Genomic DNA, 23,117 nt, shown 5'->3' with positions numbered 1-23,117 from the left:
CTCGGGTGCCGCACTTGCGCACACGAGTCGGGCGCGAGATGCAGGCGGTTATGAAGCACAGATCTGTCGGAACGAGCGGACTTCGGGTCTCGCGACTTGGGCTCGGCACACTGACATGGGGACGCGACACGGACGGCGACGAGGCTGCTGCGCAGCTACTCGCGTTCGCCGAGGCCGGCGGAACCCTGGTCGACACCTCGCCCGCCTACGGCGCCGGTGCGGCGCAACGGATCCTCGCCGAGTTGCTCGACGACGTCGTTCCACGTGACGAACTCATCATCAGCTCGAGCGCCGGCATCGACCCCACACCGATCGGCACCGACCGCGTCGACTGCTCGCGGCGCGGATTGCTCCGCCAGCTCGACGCGACTCTTCGTGAACTCGGAACCGACTTCCTCGACATGTGGCAGGTCGCAACCTGGGATCCGCTCACGCCTGTCGACGAGGTTGCAGCAACCCTCGACTACGCCGTCTCGAGCGGCAAGGTGCGGTACGTCGGAGTTCGCGGCTACCTCGGCTGGCAGCTCGCGACGGCCGTAGGAGCCGGTGGCGCAACAACACTCGCCGCGACGCAGGCCGAGTACTCGTTGCTCGCACGCGGCGTCGAGGAAGAATTGTTCGCAGCGGCGGCCCATCACGGCGTCGGAGTGTTCGCCGCAGTACCCCTCGCGGGCGGTGTGCTGACCGGCAAGTACCGCGACGGCATTCCCGTCGATTCCCGCGGCGCCGACGAAGCACATTCACAGGATGTGCAGAGCTATCTGACCGATTCCTCGATCCGGGTGGTCGACGCAGTCGTTACCGCTGCCGACGGTCTGGGTACTTCCCCACTGGCGGTGGCACTGGCCTGGGCGCGCGATCGCGCCGGGGTGGCCAGCGCCGTCGTCGGCACGCGTGATCTCGCCCAGTTGACAGGAGTACTGGCAACCGAAGAATTGGAACTTCCGAAAGCGATTGCCGCGGCTCTCGACGATGTGAGCGCTTGATCTGTCCCGCTGATCGAAATACCGGAGGTATCGTGTTGGCGAGGGCAGGCTAACCTAGTAGGCAACGCTTGACTACAGCCTCAGGAGAATCAATGACCACGCTCGACGTAGACAGCCTTTCCGCAGACGCAGGCCCAGCCTTCTCCGAACGAATCAAGACCGAGACGGACGCAGCACACCGCGAGACGGAGCAGTCGCGATTCGTAGGCGCACTTCTCGGCGGTGAGCTGACCACGGCTGGCTACGCCGCTCTTCTGGGACAGACGTACCTCGTCTACACGAGCCTCGAAGAGGCCGGCCGCACACACGCCGACAACGAGTTGGTCGCCCCGTTCCTGTCCGAGGATCTGTTGCGCGTGGCTTCACTCGAGGCCGATCTCGAGTTCCTCGGCGGACCGAACTGGCGCGACGAACTCGTGGCACTGCCGGCAACCGAGCGCTACATCGCCCGCCTGAAGGAGGTGGCGTTCGACTGGCCTGCCGGCTTCGTCGCACATCACTACCTTCGGTACATGGGCGATCTCTCGGGCGGACAGATCATCCGCCGGATGCTCGAACGCGCCTACGGATTCGAGACCGACGGACTTCGCTTCTACATCTTCGAAGGCATCCCCAAGCCGAAGCCTTTCAAGGACGACTACCGCTCGAATCTGGATGCACTGCAGATTCCTGCCGAGGAACAGCAGCGTTTCATCGACGAGGTGAATCTGGCATACCGCCTCAACGGTGACCTGTTCGCCGACCTCGAAGGCGACATCGAGAGCTACCTCGTCAAATGATGAAGCGCTTGGCCGCGGCGACTCTGGTCGCAGCAGCCGGTTTCGGTCTGGTGGCTTGCGGTCCCAGCGACAATTCCACGACATCTCAGGGTGCCAGGACCGCGGTACTCGAAGATTCCAGCCCGGTTCCCGTGTCCGACAACCCGACCGCGACACTGCCCGTGACGGTGAAGAGCTTCGACGGCGTCGACGTGACCATCACCGACAACAGCCGGATCGTTGCGGCCGACCGCTACGGGACGCTCGCGACGACGACGGTGGCGCTCGGCCTCGGTGACAATCTCGTCGGCCGCGACACCGCCGCCAAGTTTCCTGCAGTCGCGGACGTGCCGGTTGTCACGGTCGGCGGCCAATCGCTCAACACCGAGGCAATTCTCGACCTCAATCCCACCGTTGTTCTCACCGACACGAGTATCGGGCCCAAGAGCGTCCAGGATCAGTTGCGCGCCGCCGGTGTTCCCGTCGTCTTCTTCGATCCGACCCGGACACTCGAGGGTGTGCCGGGACAACTCCAGGCCGTCGCCGACGCGCTCGGCGTCCCCGCCCAGGGCGCGGCGCTGGTCGATCGGACCGAATCGGAAATCGCTGGAGCTCGCGATCTGGTCCCCACCGAGGGCGATGCACTGAAAATCGCGTTCCTCTACATGCGCGGATCGGCCATCACCATGATCGGCGGTGAAGGGTCCGGAGCAGATTCCTTGATCGAGGCACTCGGCGCCACCGATGCAGGAACCGCCTCGGGCATCACACAACAGTTCGTGCCCATCACCAGCGAAGCGCTCATCGCCGCAGCGCCTGACGCCCTGCTGATGATGACGGACGGATTGGCATCGATCGGCGGAATCGACGGCCTCGAAAAGGTCCCTGGCATCGCTCAGACGCCGGCTGGAAAGAACAAACGAGTAGTCGACATGGCGGACGGTGTACTGCTCAGCTTCGGGCCGAACACCGGACGCGTCATGGCGGCACTCGCCGAAGCGATCTACGAGCCCGGTGGATCGTGAGCAAAGATTCGTGAGTGCTGATTCGTGAGTACAGAGACAGGTAGTTCCGAAGCAGGTAAGACTGTGTCCGCAGCCGAGGATTCCCATGACGTCGGGGGCGCCGACAAGTCGGCGTCTGGCCCCGCGTCGCGGTCGCGGGTGAGTGCGGTTCTGGTCAGCTTGACTCTCGCCCTCGTGATCGTCGCGGTGCTGTCGGCGTGCATCGGTCAAGTTCCGACGTCGCCTCTCGAGGTTTTGGGCAGCATCCTGCATCGCATCGGGCTCGACCTCGGTCCGATGCCCGCCCATCCCAGCGGTGAAGTGACTTTGTGGGAGGTTCGATTCCCCCGCGTCGTGCTCGCCATCTGTGTCGGCGCGGCGCTGGGATGTTCCGGTGCGCTCCTGCAGGGTGTGTTCTCCAATCCGCTCGCAGAACCCGGAGTGATCGGAGTGTCTGCGGGCGCGGCAGTTGGCGCGAGTGCTGTCATCGTCGTCGGGGGAACGTTCGTGGCCGGCTGGGCCGTTGCTGCGGCTGCGTTCGTCGCCGGGCTGGTCACCACCGCGGCGGTCTACCTGCTGGCTCGGCACGAAGGCCGAACCGAAGTGGTGACGTTGGTGCTGACGGGCGTCGCGATCAACGCGTTCGCCGGCGGGCTCATCGCGTTCTTCACCTTCGTCGCCAGCCCGTCCGCTCGCGATCAGATCGTGTTCTGGCAACTCGGCTCACTCAACGGCGCTTCCTGGAACGCAGTCCTGATCGTGGCGCCGATGACCGTCATCGGGATCGCCGCGACCATGATGATCGCCCCACGTCTCGACCTGCTGGCGCTCGGTGAACACGCGGCCCGTCATCTGGGCGTCAACGTCGAACGGCTTCGCCAGTTCGCGGTACTGATCGTCGCTCTCCTGGTCTCGGCGAGTGTTGCCTTCACCGGCATCATCCTCTTCGTCGGTCTGGTCGTTCCGCACCTGATGCGCATTCTCGTCGGACCTGGCCACCGCTCGCTGATTCCGGCGAGCGCCCTCGCCGGCGCACTGGTTCTGCTTGTCGCAGATCTGGGCTCGCGGTCGCTGATCGACAACGCAGACCTGCCCCTCGGAATGCTGACCGCTCTGGTGGGCGGCCCCTTCTTCTTCTGGCTTCTCCGACGCACGCGCGCGCAACAGGGCGGGTGGGCATGAGCAGCCTCGTAAGAAACTGGCGCGAACTGTTCGGCCGCGTCACCCCCGAACCGAAGAGCCCATCCGTCGGTGATGTCACCCTCGAGGCGCGCGACATCACCGTTGAACGCGGTGGTCGGCAGATTCTGGAAGGCGTGTCCATCGAAGTCCGGGCAGGCGAGCTAGTCGTTCTCGTCGGACCGAACGGCGCCGGTAAGTCGACTCTTCTTGCGGCGTTGGCCGGTGATCAGCCCGTCATCGCTGGGCGGGTGGACGTTGACGGCACCGACCTCACTCAGTGGTCGCCGATCGACATGGCGCGCCGACGCGCGGTGCTCCCCCAGAAACACACCATCGGATTTTCGTTCAGCGCTCGCCAGGTGGTTCGTATGGGACGTGCGCCATGGACCGGAACTCGCCGAGAAGACCGCGACGGCGCTGCTATCACCGCGGCGATGAAGACCTGCGATGTCGAGGGGTTCGCCAATCGGCCGTTTGCCGTGCTGTCCGGTGGCGAGCAGGCGCGAGTCGCACTTGCGCGGGTGCTGGCGCAGGAGACGTCGACCATCCTGCTGGACGAGCCGACTGCAGCTCTCGACCTCGGACACCAGGAAGCGGTGATGTCCGTGGCGCGCGCTCGCGCTGCGGACGGCGATGCCGTCGTCGTCGTTTTGCACGACCTCGCGTTGGCAGCGGCGTACGCGGATCGGATCGTCGTGCTCGAAAACGGCCGCATCGCCGCTGACGGTCCCCCGGAATCGGTGTTGCACGAAGAGCTTCTGACCCGCGTCTACGGTTATCCGGTCGAGGTGTTCCCGCATCCGACAACCGGAGCAACGCTGGTCATCCCGCGCCGAGAATTCACCGAACAGAATCGATGATCGATCCCAGCCTGTTCAGGACGGCTCTCACCGTCGGCAGGCTGCGGCCGTCGCCCTCACGAACTCCGTCACCGGGACCGGGCTGTGACCAATCAGCCTCCGTGGACAGAACTGCGTCGCGGACCACACCGGCGATGCTTCGCTCGTCGGTCAGATCGATGTCGGTCACCGATCGCTCCGCGGTGGCGACAACGTCTGCAGGGGTCGGCACACTGTGCTCGCAGTATTCGCCGTATACCTCGACGAACAGCATGCTCTTTCGTACGCGGAACGCGAAAGTTCGACCGTCGGACCTGCCGAAACCGTGTGCATGGGCGCCGACGGTGAGGTCCTCGATCTCGAAGCCCGGCCGCGCCGGTTCGGGCGGCTGCGCGCCGGAATCGGTGGGTTCTGTGGGAATCACAATGATCTCCTCGGTGATTGCAGCGTCAACCGCAACCGCTGTTCGTACGGTATCGCGTCAGGGGTGTGAGCGGAATGGTCGGTAGTTCCTCGACGCGATGAACGGCGCCCGACTGCGATCAGGGATGATCGATGACAGTCGCACTGCGTGAAGAACAGATGACAAGAAAAAGAGGAACTACACATGGCTCGCCTAGGGATCCGCACCACTGCAGCAGCAATGGGGGCGGCGGTTCTGCTGGTCACAGGATGTTCTTCCGGAGATGGCGGAGACGACCTCATCACGATCGATCCCGCAACGGCAGCGGTCTCACCGGCCACCACCAGTACCCCGGACGGCGTGGTTCACCCGTATTCAGGTCTGATCGATTCCATCACATTCGACCCGATCACGCGCAGCGCTGTAGTGGTTGCCAACGACCCCCGTTCGGTGCTGGTCGTTCCTTCGGACAGTTTGGCCGGCGCCGACCCCGCCTCTGCAGGTCGTCCAACAGCCCTGGATTCCGACGTACGCGACGTTTCGATCGGCTCTGACGGTAGCGCTCTTCTGTCGATGGATCGCCAGGTCGTGAAGCTGAATCTGACTTCGGGCGAACAGACGTCCATCCCGGTAGACGGGCAGGCGAATTCAGCGGTCGAACTCAACGACGGCCGCATCGCGATCGGCACGGACAATGGTTCAGTTCACATCGTCGACCCGAAGAACGATCAGTCACAGACAGTTTCGGGATTCGCATCGGTCGACGAGCTCGCGGTCACCGGCGACAACCTGAGCGCCCTCGATCACCGTCAGACCTCGCTGACGGCGATCAACCTCGAAGACGGCAAACTCGGCGTCGCTCTCCGCGCCGGTGAGGGCGCAACTCATCTGGCCACCGATCGCTTCGGACGCATTCTGGTCACCGACACCACCGGCAACGAACTGCTCGTCTTCACTGCCGATCCGCTCCTGATGCACCAGCGCTACCCCGTCGGCGAGTCGCCGTACGCCGTTGCCTACGACGAGGCCGCGGATCGGGTGTGGGTCACGCTGACCGCGACCAACGAAGTGGTCGGCTTCGATCTGTCGTCCGGCATCCCCGTGGAGACCGGACGGTTCAAGACGGTGCGACAGCCGAATTCGTTGGCCGTAGACTCTTCCAACGGCAATCTGATCGTCGGATCGGCAACCGGTGACGGGCTGCAGGTCATCCCGTCACGGGAGAACTGATGGAAAAGCGTACGCGCGGGATCCCCGCGCAGTGGGAGACGTCGGACGACAAGTTCGACTATGTGCCCCTTCGACTACCGCCGAACGTTTCGCGGGTCACGGCGTCGATGCGTCTGGCGATCTCCGCCGAGTTCGGCGGATGGGAACTCTCCCGAGTCCGTCTCTACCCCGACGGCAGTCGTCGCGTGCTCCTCAAGCGAAAGAAGATGCCGCTGCACGTGACCGATCCGGACGGCATTCAGCACTGATCGTCCAACAGACGACCAGGGCCCGCCGCTGTCGAAACCGCTGACAAAATCACACCATCGAAGAGCTGGAGAATCGTGTACCAACTGCTGCTGAGCCTGATGTTCCGGGTCCCACCGGAACGCATCCACCACATTGCCTTCACCGCGATGAAACTGGTGACACGGTTCGCTCCCCTTCGCTGGCTGGTCGCAAAAGTCCTTGTCGTCGACGACCCGGTTCTGCGGAGTCAGGCATTCGGTCTGACGTTCCCGGCACCTCTCGGCCTCGCCGCAGGATTCGACAAGGACGCCACCGGCGTCGACGCCTGGGGCCCGTTGGGATTCGGTTTCGCCGAGGTCGGAACAGTGACGGCCCAGGCTCAGCCCGGTAACCCCGCACCGCGTCTCTTCCGTCTTCCGGCCGACCGCGCTTTGATCAACCGGATGGGCTTCAACAACCACGGCGCTGGTCACGCGGCGAATTTCCTGCGACAGCGCCGCGTCACGGTCCCGATCGGTGCCAACATCGGCAAGACCAAGATCGTCGAAGCCGCCGACGCCGCTGCCGACTACACCGCCAGCGCGCAGCTTCTGGGTCCGCTGGCCGACTTCATGGTCGTGAATGTCAGCTCGCCGAACACACCTGGACTCCGTGATCTGCAGGCCGTCGAATCACTGCGCCCGATCCTGCAGGCCGTGCTCGACACCGTCAGCGTGCCGGTACTGGTGAAGATCGCGCCCGATCTCTCGGACGAGGACGTCGACGCGGTCGCCGATCTGGCAATCGAACTCGGACTTGCCGGAATCGTCGCGACCAACACCACGATCCGTCGCGACGGTTTGAAGACCCCGGACGCCGAGGTAGCTGCACTCGGCGCAGGCGGGCTGTCCGGTGCACCGGTCGCCGAGCGCTCACTCGAAGTACTTCGGCGCCTGTACGCCCGAGTGGGCGACAAGATGACCATCATCTCGGTCGGCGGTATCGAGACAGCCGACCAGGCGTGGGAACGCATCCTCGCCGGCGCGACGCTGGTGCAGGGATACACCGGCTTCATCTACGGCGGACCGTTCTGGGCTCGCAGCATCCACAAGGGCATAGCCAAGCGCGTGCGCGCAGCCGGCTTCTCGTCAATTGCCCAGGCAGTCGGTGCTGAGAACCCTCGCTAGAAACTGCTGTGCGCCTTTATTAACCGCGGGCGGTTAATAAAGGCGCACAGCATAGTGACTATTCGACCTCGAACGTCCCGGTCAAGGTTGCACGCGCAATCGCGTGATGGAACACGTTGAAACCGAGGAACGCCGGCGACGAGTCAGGGGTGACTCCGTCGAGCGTCTCCACGTCGAGGGCATGCACCGCCACGATGTAGCGATGCGGACCGTGCCCGGGAGGCGGGCCTGCACCGATGAAACCGAACCCGCCACCGTCGTGGCGGAGGGTGACGGTTCCGGCGGGCAGGACATCGCTGTCCGCCGCGCCGGCACCGGCGGGGAGCTCGGTGACGGAAGCGGGGATGTTCGCCACGGCCCAGTGCCAGAACCCCGACGCAGTCGGTGCGTCCGGATCGAACACCGTCACGACGAAGCTCTTCGTCTCGGCCGGAAAGCCGGACCACGAGAGCTGCGGTGAGATGTCTTCGCCACCGGGGACACCGAAGGCTCCACTCGCCTGAGCAAGCTTCAGCGGCTGGCCCGCAGTGATGTCGTCACTGGTCAGCTCGAAACTCGGCAACTTCGGCAATGGTTCGTACGGATCGTGCGCCATGCGAATCCTTTCTGTGACAAGAGAGCTCGATGTGCGTCGAGCTCACGGATCTATCTACGTGCTCGTCAGGAATTGAGCAGGAAATGTTCCAGAACACGTGTCCCGAACAGTAGTGCGTCCACCGGAACTCGCTCGTCGACGCCGTGGAACAGCGCGCTGAAATCCAGCTCGGGCGGCAACTGCAACGGCGCGAAGCCGAAGCAGCGAATGCCCAGTTTCGCGAATGCCTTCGCGTCGGTTCCGCCGGAGAGCATGTACGGAACTGTGCGAGCCTCCGGATCGTGGGCGAGGATCGCCTCGTTCATGGCGTCTACGAGGTGGCCGTCGAACGTTGTTTCGTACGAATCCAGCTTGGTGATCCACTCGCGGGTCACGTCGGGACCGATCAGTTGGTCCACCGTGCGCTCGAATTCGGCCTGCCGTCCCGGCAGCACGCGGCAGTCGAAGACCGCCTCGGCAGTCTGCGGAATGACGTTCGCCTTGTATCCGGCCTTGAGCATCGTCGGGTTCGCGGTGTCACGGAACGTCGCGCCGATGATGTTGGCGATCGTGCCCAGCTTCGCGAGAGTCCCGTCGATGTCGGGTGATCCCGGGTCGAAGTCCAATCCGGTCTCTTCGCCGACGGCGGTCAGGAACTCCGCGACCGAATCCGAGATCACGATCGGGAACTGGTGGGCAGCAAGCCTCGAGACCGCGCCGGCGAGTGTCGCGACCGCGTTGTCGTCGTGGAGGAAGGAGCCGTGTCCGGCGCGTCCCTTGGCAGTCAGACGCATCCAACCGAGGCCCTTTTCCGCAGTCTCCACGAGGTAGAGCCGGCGGTCGGTTCCGTCAGGCCGCGGAACCGTCAGCGAGAAACCGCCGACCTCACCCACGGCCTCGGTCACTCCCTCGAACAGATCCGGGCGGTGCTCGACCAGCCACTGGCATCCGTACTTTCCGCCCGCTTCCTCGTCCGCCACGAAAGCGAACACCAGATCACGCGGCGGTACGACGCCTTCCGCCTTGAACTGTCTGGCGAGGGCCAGGATCATCCCGACCATGTCCTTCATGTCCACGGCGCCGCGCCCCCAGACGTAACCGTCCTGGACGGTGCCGGCAAAGGGATGGACGCTCCAGTCGGCGGGCTCGGCCGGAACTACGTCGAGGTGACCGTGAAGCATCAACGCACCACGACCCGACTCGGCTCCCTTCAAACGAGCAAAGACATTTCCTCGGCCGGGTGCTCCGGACTCGACGTATTCCGTCTCGTAACCGACTTCTTGAAGCTGCGCGGCAACCCACTCCGCGCACGCACGCTCGCCTTTGGTGGTTTCGAGTTCTCCCGTGTTCGAGGTGTCGAAGCGGATGAGGGAACTGACCAGTTCGACTACTTCTGCTTCGGCTCTGCTCGGATTCGGATTATTCGGGGTTGTGGTCATTCCACTTTCCTACCATCGAATCAAACGACGCGGGCGACCGGAATGCCCCGCAACCTGGCGATTTGGGGCAGCTCACCTAATCGGATACTCTTTCCCAGCACCGAGAAATCGGGGCCGAGTCCGAGTGGCGGAATGGCAGACGCGCTAGCTTGAGGTGCTAGTGTCCTATTAACGGACGTGGGGGTTCAAGTCCCCCCTCGGACACTCGAATACAGCAGAAAGACCCCAGCCTGATCAGGTTGGGGTCTTTCTGCTGTGCGCCTTTATTAACCCCCGGCGGTTAATAAAGGCGCACAGCAGTGGGGCGATTTGGGACCTGGGGATGGCATCGGATACTCTTTCCCAGCACCGAGAAATCGGGGCCGAGTCCGAGTGGCGGAATGGCAGACGCGCTAGCTTGAGGTGCTAGTGTCCTATTAACGGACGTGGGGGTTCAAGTCCCCCCTCGGACACTCTGTGTTGAGACAGACAGGAAAAGCTCCGGTTCATCGAACCGGAGCTTTTCTCGTAATTGGCGAAGTTCCCGCATCAGGGAACAGTCCGCGCGAGCGGCGATCGAGATGGAACAGAAGTTCGAAGTGGATACAGACACCAAGAAGTCGGATGCACTGCAGGCAGATTCGCTGGAAACAGCCGATTCAGAATCTGCTCGAGCCGAACTCACCGGACTCGACCCCGCAGAACTCGAAATCTGCCTGAAGGTCCTTTCCGAAGCCGCCGAACTCGACGACGAGCATCCCGATTCGATCACCATGCAGCGCGCTGTCGGCCATCTGTTCAAGCGACTCAAGAAGAAGCGTCGCCTCGCCTCGCGCGCAGCCGTCAACGAAGCCGACCGCCAAGTGGTCGCTGCGACTGCCACCGGTTCACCCGATCGCATCGACGACGAGACCGCAGGCATTCCGATCAAGTCGAACACCGCCGGCGCTTCCGCCGGCACGCTCATCAAGGCGCGGCCGTGCTACATCTGCAAGCAGCGCTACACCGCAGTCGACGCCTTCTACCACCAACTGTGCCCCGAATGCGCTGCCACCAGCCGCAGCAAACGTGATGCCAGCACTGATCTCACCGGCCGACGCGCACTTCTGACCGGCGGCCGCGCGAAAATCGGTATGTACATCGCGTTGCGCCTGTTGCGTGACGGTGCACATCTGACCATCACGACGCGATTCCCCAACGACGCGATCCGCCGATTCAAGGCGATGGAAGACAGCAACGACTGGATTCATCGTCTGCGCATCGTCGGCATCGACCTCCGCGACCCCGCCCAAGTTGTTGCACTCGCGGATTCCGTTGCCGCACAGGGTCCACTCGACATCCTCATCAACAACGCCGCGCAAACCGTCCGACGCTCCCCCGGTGCCTACGGCGCTCTGGTCGACGCCGAGTCCGGAGCACTGCCCGCCGGTGAACTGCCTGATGTCCTGACCTTCGGCAAGACGAGCGACGCTCACCCCGCGGCTCTGGCCGGATCGCTGTCGGACGTCGCAAGCATCACCTCCGGAAATCTGTCCGCAGACGCGGTCAGTTCACTCGCCCTCGTCGCCAAATCGGCTTCACCCGATCGAATCGAGCAGGGCATCGCCATCGACGCGGGCGGGCTGCTGCCCGACCTCGCGCACACCAACAGCTGGGTTCAGACCGTCGAAGAGGTCGATCCGATCGAGCTTCTCGAAGTCCAGCTCTGCAACTCGGTCGCGCCCTTCATCCTCGTTTCGCGCTTGCGCCCGTCGATGGCTGCGGCCGCTGCGCGACGCAAGTACGTCGTGAATGTTTCCGCCATGGAAGGCCAGTTCAGCCGCGCATACAAGGGCCCTGGCCACCCGCACACCAACATGGCCAAGGCAGCACTGAACATGCTGACCCGCACCAGCTCCAAGGAAATGCTCGACGACGGCATCCTCATGACCGCCGTCGACACCGGTTGGATCACCGACGAACGCCCGCACTTCACCAAGATGCGTCTGGCCGACGAAGGTTTTCACGCACCACTCGACCTCGTCGACGGTGCCGCCCGCGTCTACGACCCCATCGTTCAGGGTGAACTGGGCGTCGACCTGCACGGCTGCTTCCTCAAGGATTACAAACCTTCGCCGTGGTGATCGGCAGCACGCCGCATTCGTGATGGGCAGCACCCAGCCGCCCCGATGTGGCGATCTCGTCACCCCCAAACCCCCGTGTCGAGTAGCTCATTTCAGGTAGAGCACAGCATTGCAGGCGATAATGGAGCCGACACTGCTCACCGACTCGGAGGAACCATGACGATCGCCGTCGTACACAAGGACAGCCCGGAAGGCCGTGCCGCAATCGTGGCCGCTGCACGGGAATCCGTGGGTCGAAGCGAGGAACTGCTGGTTCTGCACGTCCTGGACGACGTCAACATCGGAGGCACGGTCAACCTCGGAGACACCGAGGACGATCGGGCCGCTCTTCGCGGCGAGATCCAGTCAGCGCTCGACGCCGGTGGATTCTCGGAGACGAAGTGGGATCTGCGCACCACCGAGCACGACGGCGATCCGGTTACCGCGCTCGTCGACCTGGTCCACGACGCGGGTGTCGATCTCCTGATCGTCGGAACACGCCGGATGTCCCCCATCGGCAAGTTCCTCCTCGAACGCCCGCTGCAACGCCTGTTGCTCGAAGTCGAGGCTCCGATCCTCGTCGTCAAGGAGCCCCTCCCCGCCGAGTGACCGCGGTCACATCACTTTCGACTACTCGTTTGTAGGCTGGCTCCATGACTGGAACCTCGCCCGCCCGAGAACTCGACATCATCGTCTACGGAGCGAGCGGCTTCGTCGGTAAGCTTCTCGCCGACTACCTCGTCAAACATGCTCCCGAAGGCACGAAGATCGGCCTCGGTGGCCGCTCCCTCGAAAAGTTGGCAGCCACTCGCGCCGATCTGGGTACTGCCGCTGCCGATCTCCCCTTGATCATCGCCGACGCCGACGACGCAACCGCACTGAAGGCACTCGCCCAGCGAACCCGGGTCGTCGCCACCACGGTCGGCCCGTATGCCAAGTACGGCCACGCCCTTGTTCACGAATGCGCCTCCGCCGGAACTCATTACGTCGACCTGACCGGTGAGGTGCTGTTCCACCGCGAGAGCATCGACGACAACCATGAGCTGGCGGTCTCGACCGGTGCCAAGATCGTCCATTCCTGCGGATTCGATTCCATCCCTTCCGATCTCGGAGTTCACGTCCTGCACGAGAAGGTCGCCGCCGACGGCGCCGGCGAGCTCACCGACACCACCCTGGTGGTCACGGCCCTGCGCGGCGGCGTGAGCGGTGGCACCATCGATTCGCTTCGCAACCAAATCGACGTGTCGAAAGACGATGCGCGCCTGCGGAAACTTGCTGCCTCGCCGTACTCGCTGAGCCCCGATCGTGATCGGGAGCCCGAACTCGGACGCCAGAGCGACGTGAGCGTGGTCGACGGCAAGAAGATCGATCCGTCGTTGAAGGGGTGGAAAGCGCCGTTCGTGATGGCGTCGTACAACACACGAGTCGTCCGTCGCAGCAATGCGCTCCGAGAGTGGGCGTACGGCAAGAAGTTCAAGTACAGCGAGGTGATGAGTGTCGGTTCCTCGGTGGTGTCACCGGTAATCGCGGGCGGTGTCGCAGTCGGCCTCGGCGCGCTGGTCGCCGGACTCGCTCTTCCTCCAACGCGTTTCCTTCTCGACAAGGTATTGCCTGCGCCCGGCGAGGGCCCGAGCGAGAGCACCCAGAAGAAGGGGCACTTCACGCTCGATGTGTTCACCACGACCACGACCGGCGCTCGATACACCTCACGAGTGAAGGCGAAGGGCGACCCGGGATACAGCGCGACGGCGGTAATGCTCGGCGAATCTGCGTTGTCATTGGCGAAGGACCACAAGGATCTCCCCGCGGCCACCGGCGTTTTGACTCCATCGACAGCGCTCGGCGACGTCCTGGTCGAGCGTCTAACCAAGGCCGGTTTCGAGATTTCCGCGCGCAAACTCTAGACAGAACGAATTTCACTTGATCGTTTCAGCTCTTCGCGCCCGATTATCGCAGCTCAGGGCGCGGACAGCGGTGGGAATACTCCCAGGTAACATTGATGTTGGTTCATGGCATCCATATGTGATGCTCCGCTTTCGGAAAAGTGAGGCTATTCATGACTGAGCGCGTTCAGGTCGGCAGTCTTCAGGTTGCCAAGGTTCTCTACGACTTCGTGGTCGAGGAGGCTCTTCCCGGCACCGGTGTAGACGCCGAGACGTTCTGGGCCGGCGCCGACAAGGTCATCACCGAGCTCGCACCGAAGAACCGCGATTTGCTTGCCAAGCGTGACGATCTGCAGGCTCAGATCGATCAGTGGCATCGCGATCATGCCGGCGCTCCCATCGACGCCGCTGCATACAAGGCGTTCCTGCAGGCAATCGGCTACCTCCTGCCGACGCCTGCCGAATTCTCGGTCACCACCGCGAACGTCGACACCGAGATCACCTCGACGGCCGGCCCGCAGTTGGTCGTGCCGATCCTCAACGCGCGCTTCGCTCTCAACGCGTCCAACGCCCGCTGGGGTTCGTTGTACGACGCGCTGTACGGCACCAACGCCATCTCCGAGGAGAACGGCGCCGAGAAGGGTTCCGGCTACAACAAGGTCCGCGGCGACAAGGTCATCGCCTGGGCGCGTGAATTCCTCGATGCGGCAGCACCTCTCGCGTCGGGATCGCATGCAGATTCAACCAAGTACGTTGTCGACGGCAGTGAACTGAAGATCACGTTGGCAGACGGTGCGGTCACCACGCTCGCCCAGCCGGAGAAGTTCGTCGGCTACCTCGGCGAGAAGGACGCACCGACGAGCATCCTGCTGCTGAACAACGGATTGCACGCCGAGATCCAGATCGACGCCTCGTCCCCGATCGGGAGCACCGACGCCGCCGGCGTCAAGGACGTCGTTCTCGAATCCGCCGTCACCACGATCATGGACTTCGAGGACTCGGTCGCCGCTGTCGACGCCGACGACAAGGTTGTCGGCTACCGAAACTGGTTGGGTCTCAACCGCGGTGACTTGTCCGAGGAGATCAAGAAGGGCGCCAAGTCCTTCACCCGCACGCTCAACGGCGACCGTAAGTACACCGCAGTCGACGGCAGCGAACTCAGCCTGCACGGTCGTTCGCTCCTGTTCGTCCGCAACGTCGGTCACCTCATGACCAACCCCGCGATCCTCGACGCCGACGGCAACGAGGTCCCCGAGGGCATCCTCGACGCCTTGATCACCAGTGCCTGTGCAGTGCACGGCCTCTCGATCAGTGACGCCAACGGACCGCTCGACAACAGCCGCACCGGCTCGATCTACATCGTCAAGCCCAAGCAGCACGGTCCCGAGGAAGTTGCCTTCACCACCGAACTGTTCGGCCGTGTCGAGCAGGTCCTCGGGCTTCCGGAGAACACGCTCAAGGTCGGCATCATGGACGAGGAGCGTCGTACGACGGTCAACCTCGCCGCCTGCATCAAGGAAGCCAGCGACCGCGTCGTGTTCATCAACACCGGCTTCCTCGACCGCACCGGCGACGAGATCCACACCTCCATGGAAGCCGGCGCGATGGTGCGCAAGGGCGAGATGAAGAAGCAGAAGTGGATCGGCGCCTACGAGGACTGGAACGTCGACACCGGTCTGGCCTGCGGTCTGCAGGGCAAGGCCCAGATCGGCAAGGGCATGTGGGCCATGACCGAGTTGATGGCAGACATGCTCGAGCAGAAGATCGGCCACCCCAAGGCCGGCGCCAACACCGCGTGGGTTCCTTCGCCGACCGGCGCAACGCTGCACGCGACGCACTACCACCGCGTCGATGTGTTCGCAGTTCAGGACAGCCTGAAGGGCAAGCCGCGTGCGAGCGTCGACGACATCCTGACCATCCCGCTCGCTCCCAGCACCGACTGGACGGACGCGGAGAAGAAGGAAGAGCTCGACAACAACTGCCAGTCCATCCTCGGCTACGTCGTCCGCTGGATCGACGCGGGTGTCGGCTGCTCCAAGGTTCCCGACATCCACGATGTCGCGCTCATGGAGGACCGCGCCACCCTGCGCATCTCGAGCCAGCTGCTCGCCAACTGGCTGCGTCACGGCATCGTCAGCGAGAGCGACGTTGTCAGTGCACTCGAGCGCATGGCCCCGGTTGTCGACCGTCAGAACGAGGGCGACGCCGAGTACCGCAACATGGCACCTGATTTCGATTCCAACATCGCGTTCCAGGCTGCCAAGGAACTCATCCTCGAAGGCGCGAAGCAGCCCAGCGGATACACGGAGCCGATCCTGCATCGCCGCCGCCGCGAGTACAAGGCTGCCAACGCCTGATTTCACCTTCTTCGAACTCGAAGCTGAACCCGAACAGCCTCGGCACCGCTACCGGTGTCGAGGCTGTTCGCGTAGGCCCCGAAGATTCGTCACTAGACTGGCCGAGGACACAGTCCGTTCAACAGACATTCTTCGAGTGACCAAGGTAGGGCAAGGTACGTGGGCGAACATCGCGGCGGGTCAGGCGCCAGAGGTATCAGCAAGGGGCCGATTCTCGTCGTCGTGCTGATCGTCTTGATCGTTGCAGGCTTCTTCGGGTGGAAGGCCCTCAGCAACCGGATCGACGATCAGGGCCAGCAGGCAGCAGGTACGTGCGTCGAAGGCAACAAGACACTCGACGTCACCGCGGATCCGTCCATCGCCCCACAGATCGAGGAACTGGCCAAGCGGTACACCCAGACCTCTCCGGTCGTGCGCGATCACTGCATCACCGTCGTGGTGCACGGTGCGCCGTCCGCGTCGGTCTCGACGGCACTCGAAGCCGGTCCGGCGGCATCCTGGGACGACGCAGCATTGGGACCGCGTCCCTCCCTGTGGATCCCGACGAGCTCGTTCGAACTCGCGCCGCTGGCGGGCAAGGCCGTGATCAACGGTGATCCTCGCTCGCTCGCGAGTTCCCCGATCGTTCTGGCAACCGGCCCCGAGACCGCGGCAGCATTGGCCGGCGCAGCATCGAGTTGGAAGTCATTGCCTTCCGATCTGACGGTCGCCCTGCCGGTCGGAAGTACCGAAACCTCGATGGCCGCACAGGCAATCGCTGCCGACGTCGCCGATGCGGGTGCCGGTCCGGTCACGACGGATCAGGCGAAGTCCGCTCAGGTCAACGCTGCGCTCAGTGCACGGGCGTTGCAGTTCCAATCCTTGCCGACTCCCCCCTCGTCCACCGCCGAAGCCCTCGGAGCACTGAGCGCCGGAACACCGGATTCGGTGAAGGCCGTTCCGGCCACGGAACAGTCGATAGCGCAGAGCGCGAACGCGGCGATGACGACGTACTCCCCGGTTGGCGCAACGCCAGTCGCGGACTATCCGGCGGTCATCGTCTCGGGCAGCGGGATCGACGAAACCGCCTCGCGCGCAGCGGCACAGTTTGCCGATTTCATGCGTGAGCCGAATCAGTCACAGTTGTTCGTCGGCGCCGGTTTCCGGGTCGAGGGCCAAGACCTTCCCGATCTCGGAGCGGTGTCCCCGGCCAAGATCTCGTCCACGTTGAAACCGGCTTCGGCGGAGACCGCAGCGGCGCTCGGTGACATAGTCGCCAACCCTGTCTCGCCGCGTAGTGCCACCATCCTGATGGACACGTCGGCGTCGATGGGTACCGACGACGGTGGCACTACCCGCTTGGCGAACGTTGCCTCGGCGGTGAATACCCAATTGGGTCGCAGCCCTGACGCTTCGGACATCGGCCTTCGCGAGTTCAGCACGGGCACCGACGGAAAACCGTCCGAGCGCATCCTGGTTCCGGGCGGTTCACTGTCCGAGCCGAATCGGCGTGCCACGATCACCGATTTCCTCAACGGGCTTCGGGCCGGCGGAAAGACCTCCAAGTACCCGGCGCTTGCCAGCTCCTACAAATCCGCCGTGGACGGTTTCGACGCGGGACGAGTCAACTCGGTGCTGCTGATCACCTCGAGTACACCTGACGAATCCACCACGACGCGAGCCGAACTGCTCAGCGCGATCGCCGCTGCGGGCAATCCGTCGCGTCCGGTACAGGTCGACGTGATCGTCGTCGGTGCGGGCGACGACGTCTCCACACTCCAAGACGTCTCGGATCGGACGGGCGGAACATTGGTTCGGGTCGATTCGACGTCCGACCCCGCTCTCGCGGCCGCAGTGACCAAGATGCTGTCCTGATGGGGCGCGTCGCGGTTTTTGCAGTCCTTCTCGCCCTTCTGACCTGGTTCCTGCATCGCCGGCTCGTTCGCGCCACCGGCATCCCGAGGCGATGGGCTCGTCTCGCCGACACTGCGCTTGTCGTCTTGGCGGTCTCGACGCTCATCGGGGTCGGCAGCGGCGAAGTCTTTCCGACATCGTGGGCGCGACCGATCGGATTTGTCGGATGGGTCTGGCTGGCTTCGTGGCTGTATCTGATTCCCGGACTGCTCGTGATCGGCCTGTTCGCCGGGATCGGTCGACTACGTGCACGCCACACGGATACCACGACCGAAGTCGACCCAGCCAAGCGTCGTACGTTGCAGTTGGCTACAGCAGCAGTCACTCTCGCGGCGATCGGCACTGCCGGCTACGGCGTCTACGAGGCGTCGGGCCCCAAGATTTCCCGCGTCCGTGTGCCGCTCGCTCGCCTACCTGAGGGCTTCAACGGATACCGGATCGCCTTGATCACCGACCTGCACGTGGGACCGGCCCGCGGGGTCGACTTCACCCGCAAGGTGGTCGATATCGTGAACTCGCAGAATGTCGATCTGATCGCGATCGGCGGCGACCTCGTGGACGGAACCGTCGCGAAAGTTGCTCCCGATCTTGCTCCGCTCGCCGATCTTCGCGCGCCCGACGGAATCTTCGGAGTCAGCGGAAACCACGAGTTCTACGCCGATGACGGCGGCAAATGGCTCGACGTGTGGGAGACATTGGGGATCACCACACTTCGCAACAGCCGCACCTCGATCCAGCATGGCGGCGATACCATCGACATCGTGGGCATCCACGACTACACGTCGCCGGCCCCGTACGAGCCGAACCTGACTGCCGCGCTCGCAGGTCGCGATCCGAATACTTTCGCCTTGCTTCTCGCGCACGAACCGCGTCAAGCGATCGAGGCGTCCGAGATGGGTATCGATCTGCAACTGTCCGGGCACACTCACGGCGGTCAGATGTGGCCGCTGAGGTATCTTGTTCCGCTGCAGCAGCCTTCGGTGCAAGGCTTGGACAGGGTCGGAAACACAGTGCTGTACACGACGCGTGGCGCCGGGGCTTGGGGTCCGCCGGTACGCGTCGGCGCCCCGCCGGAGATCACTGTTCTCGAACTCGTACGCGAGAGGTGATGATCTCCGGCGGGCACACGCCTTAGTTGCCTGCGAACGCTTCGATCGGCGGGCAGGAGCAGACCAGGTTGCGGTCGCCATGTGCACCGTCGATACGACGCACGGACGGCCACACCTTCGGGCGAGCCTTGCCACGCGGGAAGACGGCGATCTCACGCGAGTACGGGTGATCCCACTGCGCTGCAATGCTTCCCGCAGTGTGGGGAGCACCGCGTAGCGGGTTGTCCTCCACCGTCCACTCGCCCGCTCCGACGCGATCGATTTCGCCGCGAATGGCGATCATCGCTTCGCAGAACTCGTCGATCTCTTCGAGGTTCTCGCTCTCGGTGGGCTCGACCATCAGTGTGCCGACCACGGGGAAGCTCATGGTCGGAGCATGGAAACCGTAGTCGGCCAGACGCTTTGCGACGTCGTCGACGGTGACGCCGGTGTCCTTGGTCAACCCACGGAGGTCGAGGATGCACTCGTGCGCGACCATGCCGTTCTCGCCGGTGTAGAGAACCGGGAAGTACTCGTCGAGTCGACGCGCGATGTAGTTGGCCGACGCGATGGCGGTCAGGCTGGCGCGGCGCAGGCCCGCAGCTCCCATCATCCGGATGTAGGTCCAGGTGATGGGCAGAATGGACGCACTGCCGTAGGGCGCTGCCGAGATCGTTCCTCTACCACCGAGTTCGGGCGCCATCGGGTGTCCGGGCAAAAATGGCGTCAAGTGTGAGCGCACACCGATCGGGCCGACGCCGGGTCCACCGCCGCCGTGCGGAATGCAGAAGGTCTTGTGCAGATTCAGGTGGCTGACGTCGCCGCCGAATCGGCCTGGACGGGCAAGGCCGACAAGCGCATTGAGGTTGGCGCCGTCGACGTACACCTGGCCACCGGCGTCGTGTACCGCTGCGCAGATGTCGGCGATCTCGTGCTCGTAGACACCGTGCGTGGACGGGTAGGTGATCATGATCGCGGCGAGACGCTCGGCGTGATCGGCGATCTTCGCGCGCAGATCGTCGACGTCGACGTCACCGTTGGGACGGCAGGCGACAACCTCGACGCGCATCCCGGCCATGACGGCAGAAGCCGCGTTGGTGCCGTGAGCACTCGACGGAATGAGACAGGTGTCGCGGTGGTCGTCGCCCCGGCTGAGGTGGTAGTTGCGGATCGCGAGCAAGCCCGCGTACTCCCCTTGGCTGCCGGCGTTGGGCTGGAGGCTCACGTTGTCATAGCCGGTGACCGCGACCAGCCAGTCTTCGAGATCCTTGATGATCTTCAGCAGACCGGGCGCATCCGACGTGGGCGCGAACGGGTGGATCGCGTTGAACGCGGGCCAGGTGATGGATTCCATCTCGGCGGTCGCGTTGAGCTTCATGGTGCACGAACCCAGCGGGATCATGCTGCGATCGAGCGCGATGTCCTTGTCGGACAGCGCGCGCAGGTAGCGAAGCATTGCCGTTTCCGTACGGTAACGGGTGAAGGCTTCGTGCTGCAGGTAGTCGGAGGTGCGCTCCTGAGCAGCCGGAACCGAATTGCCCTCGGCTTCGATGGCGACAACAGCATCCTCGATCCCGAACGCGTCGAGCACGGCAAGGACGTGGTCGGCGGTCGTGGCCTCGTCGCAGGAGATACCGACATGATCGGCATCGACCAGACGCAGGTTGATCCCGGATTCCTTGGCCGCAGCGACGACGTCGGCCGCCTTGCCCGGAACCTGAGCGAGCACGGTGTCGAAGAACGAATCGTGGACTACGGTCACGCCGCCTTCGCGCAGGCCGTTTGCCAACGCGTGTGCGCGGGCAGCGACGCGCAACGCAATCGCCTTGAGTCCCTCGGCGCCGTGGTAGCTCGCGTACATCGCAGCGAGGATGGCGAGGAGCACCTGAGCGGTACAGATGTTGGACGTCGCCTTCTCGCGGCGAATGTGCTGCTCACGTGTCTGCAGCGCCAGGCGGTATGCCTTGTCTCCGTCGGCGTCGATGGAGACGCCGACCAAGCGGCCGGGCAGCTGACGCGCATGCTTGGAGTGCACGGCCAGGTAACCGGCGTGCGGTCCGCCGTATCCCATGGGAACACCGAAACGCTGGGTGGTTCCGAAGCACGCATCCGCGCCGAGCTCACCGGGTGAGGTGATGAGCGTCATCGCGAGGAGGTCGGCGCCGACGGCAACCAGTGCGCCGCGCTCGTGAGCTTCCGCGATGATCGAGGTGTAATCGGCGACTCGTCCCGAGGCACCTGGGATCTGGGCGATGACGCCGAAGAAGTCACCTTCCGGAAGTCCAGCGGTGAGGTCCGCGGAGACGATCTCGATGCCGAGCGGCTCGGCGCGAGTCTCGATGACGGCGAGGGTCTGCGGGTAGAGATCGGCGTCGACGACAAATCGTGGGGACTTGCTGCGGTTCGCGCGGCGCAGGAGCGTCATGGCTTCGGCAGCGGCGGTGGCCTCGTCGAGCATCGACGAGTTTGCCAGTTCCATGCCGGAGAGATCGGCGACCATGGTCTGGAAGTTGAGGAGGGCTTCGAGACGGCCCTGGCTGATCTCCGGCTGATACGGGGTGTACGCGGTGTACCAGGCCGGGTTCTCGATGATGTTGCGCAACAACACCGGCGGCGTCAACGTGTCGAAGTAGCCGAGGCCGATCATCGACGTCGCGACGGTGTTCTGGGCTGCGAGTGCAGTCAGTTCGGCAAGTGCCTCGTGCTCTCCGACCGGAAGCGGCAGAGCGTCGAGTCCGGCAGCGATGCCGTTCGGGGCAGCGTCGAGGATGACGGAGGGAACGGCCTTGGTTGCCAGTTCGTCGAGTGAATCGACCCCGACGAGTTCGAGGATGCGCGCGAGTTCCGCGGCGTTCGGACCGACATGGCGGTCGGCAAATATACGGCTTGCAGCGTCGATCACGACAACTCCCAGACAGATCGGAGGATCAGGACACACACCGAACTGCGGTGTGTTCCTCCCCCTCTGTCGCATGCTCGATTCCCGAGCGCCTGAGAGATTCGGTAGTGATCCGCCGAAGGCGGAAGCCACAGCCTTTCCCCGTCGGCGGGTGGGTTGTCCCACCGCTTTCCAGAGGCGTCGGAGCCCGTACGGTCCTTGGTGCCTGAGAGATTGACGGGGAGGTATTGCTCCTTCGGCGCCCTGATCCCGCTCACGACTGACCTTTGAGACAAAGACTGAAACAAAGACAAGTTCGGTGAATCGGTATCCGAGGCTCTCCCGTACGCCGGCGACGCAGGCCCAGTCTAGTTGACCGAAACGCCTACCTGCACCGTGGCATCCTCCAAAGAGATGTGACGTACGTTATCCGGTTTTGCGGCTGGCGCGATTCTTGCGTCGCGAAGCCAACTCGTCTTCCGGGTTGGGATCACTTTCGCCGCCGTCGGCCCGCTCGGCGGGGAAGTCGGCGATCGTTCCGGTGAGTTCACGCATCGCGCCACTGACTGCGATGCCGAATACGCCCTGCCCACCCTGGAGGAGGTCGACGACCTCTTCGGGGGACGTGCATTCGTACACGGTGGTGCCGTCGGAGAACAGAGTGATGTTGGCAAGATCGCGGACGCCACGCTTACGGAGGTGATCGACGGCAACGCGGATGTTCTGCAGTGAGATGCCGGTATCGAGCAGACGCTTCACGATCTTCAGAACGAGAATGTCCTTGAAGGAGTACAGACGTTGGCTTCCGGATCCGGCAGCGCCACGGATCGACGGAACAACCAACGACGTCCGTGCCCAGTAGTCGAGTTGGCGGTACGTGATCCCGGCGATCTGGCACGCACTGGGTACTCGATATCCGACGAGGTCGTCGGGGATGGAATCGTCCGGGAACAAGCCCGGCTGCAGCTCTTCGGAAGACATTTCTGCAGTCGCGGCACTACCGGCTATGCCCGTCCCGCGCTCATTCGACTGTTCTTCCACTGCCGTCTCCCTCTCGCTTCGCCATCATGTAACCAACCTGTGCTATCAGCAGTCACGAGAATCCCGTGCCGACCGAACTTTCAGATG

19 protein-coding genes, 2 tRNA genes and 1 riboswitch are annotated in these 23,117 nt (G+C 63.8%); of the genes, 16 read left to right on the top strand and 5 right to left on the bottom strand.

Going from position 1 to position 23,117, the window contains the following annotated elements:
- Window positions 1-50: 50 nt before the first annotated feature.
- The 5 genes from ACYP01_RS21590 to ACYP01_RS21570 all read left to right on the top strand — a co-directional run bounded on the left by ACYP01_RS21590 (window position 51) and on the right by ACYP01_RS21570 (window position 4,790).
- Window positions 51-986, top strand: coding sequence for an aldo/keto reductase (locus tag ACYP01_RS21590; RefSeq protein ID WP_003946175.1), 936 nt, complete (start codon window positions 51-53; stop codon window positions 984-986).
- Between the two features lie 92 nt (window positions 987-1,078).
- Window positions 1,079-1,765, top strand: coding sequence for a biliverdin-producing heme oxygenase (locus ACYP01_RS21585; protein ID WP_003946162.1), 687 nt, complete (start codon window positions 1,079-1,081; stop codon window positions 1,763-1,765).
- Window positions 1,762-2,769 (top strand): heme/hemin ABC transporter substrate-binding protein, encoded by a 1,008-nt coding sequence (locus ACYP01_RS21580; protein ID WP_314682303.1) that lies wholly within the window; start codon window positions 1,762-1,764, stop codon window positions 2,767-2,769. Before ACYP01_RS21585 ends, ACYP01_RS21580 begins: the two co-directional genes overlap by 4 nt.
- 63 nt (window positions 2,770-2,832) lie before the next feature.
- A complete protein-coding gene (locus ACYP01_RS21575; RefSeq protein WP_314682311.1) occupies window positions 2,833-3,930 on the top strand; it encodes a FecCD family ABC transporter permease in 1,098 nt (365 codons plus the stop codon).
- Complete coding sequence (locus ACYP01_RS21570) at window positions 3,927-4,790, top strand: heme ABC transporter ATP-binding protein (protein WP_459682328.1); 864 nt, start codon at window positions 3,927-3,929, stop codon at window positions 4,788-4,790. Before ACYP01_RS21575 ends, ACYP01_RS21570 begins: the two co-directional genes overlap by 4 nt.
- On the opposite strand, the gene ACYP01_RS21565 is transcribed toward ACYP01_RS21570, so the two are convergent.
- On the bottom strand, window positions 4,771-5,193 hold the full coding sequence (locus ACYP01_RS21565; protein ID WP_285183429.1) for a hypothetical protein: 423 nt from the start codon (window positions 5,191-5,193) through the stop codon (window positions 4,771-4,773). The two genes, ACYP01_RS21570 and ACYP01_RS21565, sit on opposite strands and share 20 nt — an antisense overlap.
- Before the next feature lie 183 nt (window positions 5,194-5,376).
- On the opposite strand from ACYP01_RS21565, the gene ACYP01_RS21560 reads away from it, so the two are divergent.
- The 3 genes from ACYP01_RS21560 (at window position 5,377) to ACYP01_RS21550 (ending at window position 7,796) form a co-directional block, all read left to right on the top strand.
- Window positions 5,377-6,402: a YncE family protein gene (locus ACYP01_RS21560; RefSeq protein WP_003946191.1), complete on the top strand. Its 1,026-nt coding sequence runs from the start codon at window positions 5,377-5,379 to the stop codon at window positions 6,400-6,402.
- Entirely contained in the window at window positions 6,402-6,650 is a 249-nt protein-coding gene (locus ACYP01_RS21555) for a DUF5703 family protein (protein WP_459682324.1), read from the top strand. The genes ACYP01_RS21560 and ACYP01_RS21555 overlap by 1 nt, the downstream gene beginning before the upstream one ends.
- A gap of 75 nt (window positions 6,651-6,725) precedes the next feature.
- On the top strand, window positions 6,726-7,796 hold the full coding sequence (locus tag ACYP01_RS21550) for a quinone-dependent dihydroorotate dehydrogenase (RefSeq protein WP_003946149.1): 1,071 nt from the start codon (window positions 6,726-6,728) through the stop codon (window positions 7,794-7,796).
- A gap of 58 nt (window positions 7,797-7,854) precedes the next feature.
- Here ACYP01_RS21550 and ACYP01_RS21545 read toward each other — a convergent pair whose 3' ends face one another.
- Window positions 7,855-8,391 (bottom strand): YbhB/YbcL family Raf kinase inhibitor-like protein, encoded by a 537-nt coding sequence (locus ACYP01_RS21545; protein ID WP_007733394.1) that lies wholly within the window; start codon window positions 8,389-8,391, stop codon window positions 7,855-7,857.
- A 65-nt stretch (window positions 8,392-8,456) separates the two neighbouring features.
- The gene (locus ACYP01_RS21540; RefSeq protein ID WP_003946170.1) at window positions 8,457-9,809 is read right to left on the bottom strand and encodes a M20/M25/M40 family metallo-hydrolase; all 1,353 of its coding nucleotides are present in this window, start codon (window positions 9,807-9,809) and stop codon (window positions 8,457-8,459) included.
- Window positions 9,810-9,927: 118 nt separating this feature from the next.
- On the opposite strand from ACYP01_RS21540, the gene ACYP01_RS21535 reads away from it, so the two are divergent.
- The 8 genes from ACYP01_RS21535 to ACYP01_RS21500 all read left to right on the top strand — a co-directional run bounded on the left by ACYP01_RS21535 (window position 9,928) and on the right by ACYP01_RS21500 (window position 19,132).
- Window positions 9,928-10,013: transfer RNA gene (locus ACYP01_RS21535), tRNA-Leu, on the top strand.
- Window positions 10,014-10,175: 162 nt separating this feature from the next.
- Window positions 10,176-10,261 (top strand) — tRNA-Leu (locus ACYP01_RS21530).
- 108 nt (window positions 10,262-10,369) lie between these two features.
- Window positions 10,370-11,911, top strand: a complete 1,542-nt coding sequence (locus tag ACYP01_RS21525; protein WP_003946151.1) for an SDR family NAD(P)-dependent oxidoreductase — start codon at window positions 10,370-10,372, stop codon at window positions 11,909-11,911.
- A gap of 156 nt (window positions 11,912-12,067) precedes the next feature.
- Window positions 12,068-12,499, top strand: a complete 432-nt coding sequence (locus ACYP01_RS21520) for a universal stress protein (protein ID WP_003946198.1) — start codon at window positions 12,068-12,070, stop codon at window positions 12,497-12,499.
- 44 nt (window positions 12,500-12,543) lie between these two features.
- Complete coding sequence (locus tag ACYP01_RS21515; RefSeq protein ID WP_459682319.1) at window positions 12,544-13,794, top strand: saccharopine dehydrogenase family protein; 1,251 nt, start codon at window positions 12,544-12,546, stop codon at window positions 13,792-13,794.
- A gap of 152 nt (window positions 13,795-13,946) precedes the next feature.
- The gene (locus ACYP01_RS21510) at window positions 13,947-16,130 is read left to right on the top strand and encodes a malate synthase G (RefSeq protein WP_459682317.1); all 2,184 of its coding nucleotides are present in this window, start codon (window positions 13,947-13,949) and stop codon (window positions 16,128-16,130) included.
- Between the two features lie 159 nt (window positions 16,131-16,289).
- Window positions 16,290-17,984: a VWA domain-containing protein gene (locus tag ACYP01_RS21505; protein ID WP_459682315.1), complete on the top strand. Its 1,695-nt coding sequence runs from the start codon at window positions 16,290-16,292 to the stop codon at window positions 17,982-17,984.
- Window positions 17,984-19,132 (top strand): metallophosphoesterase, encoded by a 1,149-nt coding sequence (locus ACYP01_RS21500; protein ID WP_047270501.1) that lies wholly within the window; start codon window positions 17,984-17,986, stop codon window positions 19,130-19,132. Before ACYP01_RS21505 ends, ACYP01_RS21500 begins: the two co-directional genes overlap by 1 nt.
- A gap of 22 nt (window positions 19,133-19,154) precedes the next feature.
- Here ACYP01_RS21500 and gcvP read toward each other — a convergent pair whose 3' ends face one another.
- Window positions 19,155-22,013 (bottom strand): aminomethyl-transferring glycine dehydrogenase, encoded by a 2,859-nt coding sequence (gene gcvP / locus ACYP01_RS21495; RefSeq protein WP_459682312.1) that lies wholly within the window; start codon window positions 22,011-22,013, stop codon window positions 19,155-19,157.
- 53 nt (window positions 22,014-22,066) lie between these two features.
- Window positions 22,067-22,195, bottom strand: a riboswitch (glycine riboswitch).
- Between the two features lie 220 nt (window positions 22,196-22,415).
- On the bottom strand, window positions 22,416-22,970 hold the full coding sequence (locus ACYP01_RS21490) for a MerR family transcriptional regulator (RefSeq protein WP_021344354.1): 555 nt from the start codon (window positions 22,968-22,970) through the stop codon (window positions 22,416-22,418).
- Window positions 22,971-23,117: the final 147 nt, after the last annotated feature.

Source organism: Rhodococcus sp. no. 34 (genome assembly GCF_054589475.1).
Note: the sequence above shows the minus strand (reverse complement) of the source record. Positions and strands in the feature narration are given on the sequence as shown.

Bases quoted from the DNA above. Each gene is read 5' to 3' on its own strand.
- ACYP01_RS21500 (WP_047270501.1), top strand. From the start codon at position 17,984: ATGGGGCGCGTCGCGGTTTTTGCAGTCCTTCTCGCCCTTCTGACCTGG.
- ACYP01_RS21520 (WP_003946198.1), top strand. From the start codon at position 12,068: ATGACGATCGCCGTCGTACACAAGGACAGCCCGGAAGGCCGTGCCGCA.
- ACYP01_RS21590 (WP_003946175.1), top strand. From the start codon at position 51: ATGAAGCACAGATCTGTCGGAACGAGCGGACTTCGGGTCTCGCGACTT.
- ACYP01_RS21515 (WP_459682319.1), top strand. From the start codon at position 12,544: ATGACTGGAACCTCGCCCGCCCGAGAACTCGACATCATCGTCTACGGA.
- ACYP01_RS21560 (WP_003946191.1), top strand. From the start codon at position 5,377: ATGGCTCGCCTAGGGATCCGCACCACTGCAGCAGCAATGGGGGCGGCG.
- ACYP01_RS21585 (WP_003946162.1), top strand. From the start codon at position 1,079: ATGACCACGCTCGACGTAGACAGCCTTTCCGCAGACGCAGGCCCAGCC.
- ACYP01_RS21540 (WP_003946170.1), bottom strand. From the start codon at position 9,809: ATGACCACAACCCCGAATAATCCGAATCCGAGCAGAGCCGAAGCAGAA.
- ACYP01_RS21555 (WP_459682324.1), top strand. From the start codon at position 6,402: ATGGAAAAGCGTACGCGCGGGATCCCCGCGCAGTGGGAGACGTCGGAC.
- ACYP01_RS21525 (WP_003946151.1), top strand. From the start codon at position 10,370: ATGGAACAGAAGTTCGAAGTGGATACAGACACCAAGAAGTCGGATGCA.
- ACYP01_RS21545 (WP_007733394.1), bottom strand. From the start codon at position 8,391: ATGGCGCACGATCCGTACGAACCATTGCCGAAGTTGCCGAGTTTCGAG.
- ACYP01_RS21570 (WP_459682328.1), top strand. From the start codon at position 3,927: ATGAGCAGCCTCGTAAGAAACTGGCGCGAACTGTTCGGCCGCGTCACC.
- ACYP01_RS21490 (WP_021344354.1), bottom strand. From the start codon at position 22,970: ATGTCTTCCGAAGAGCTGCAGCCGGGCTTGTTCCCGGACGATTCCATC.
- ACYP01_RS21580 (WP_314682303.1), top strand. From the start codon at position 1,762: ATGATGAAGCGCTTGGCCGCGGCGACTCTGGTCGCAGCAGCCGGTTTC.
- ACYP01_RS21510 (WP_459682317.1), top strand. From the start codon at position 13,947: ATGACTGAGCGCGTTCAGGTCGGCAGTCTTCAGGTTGCCAAGGTTCTC.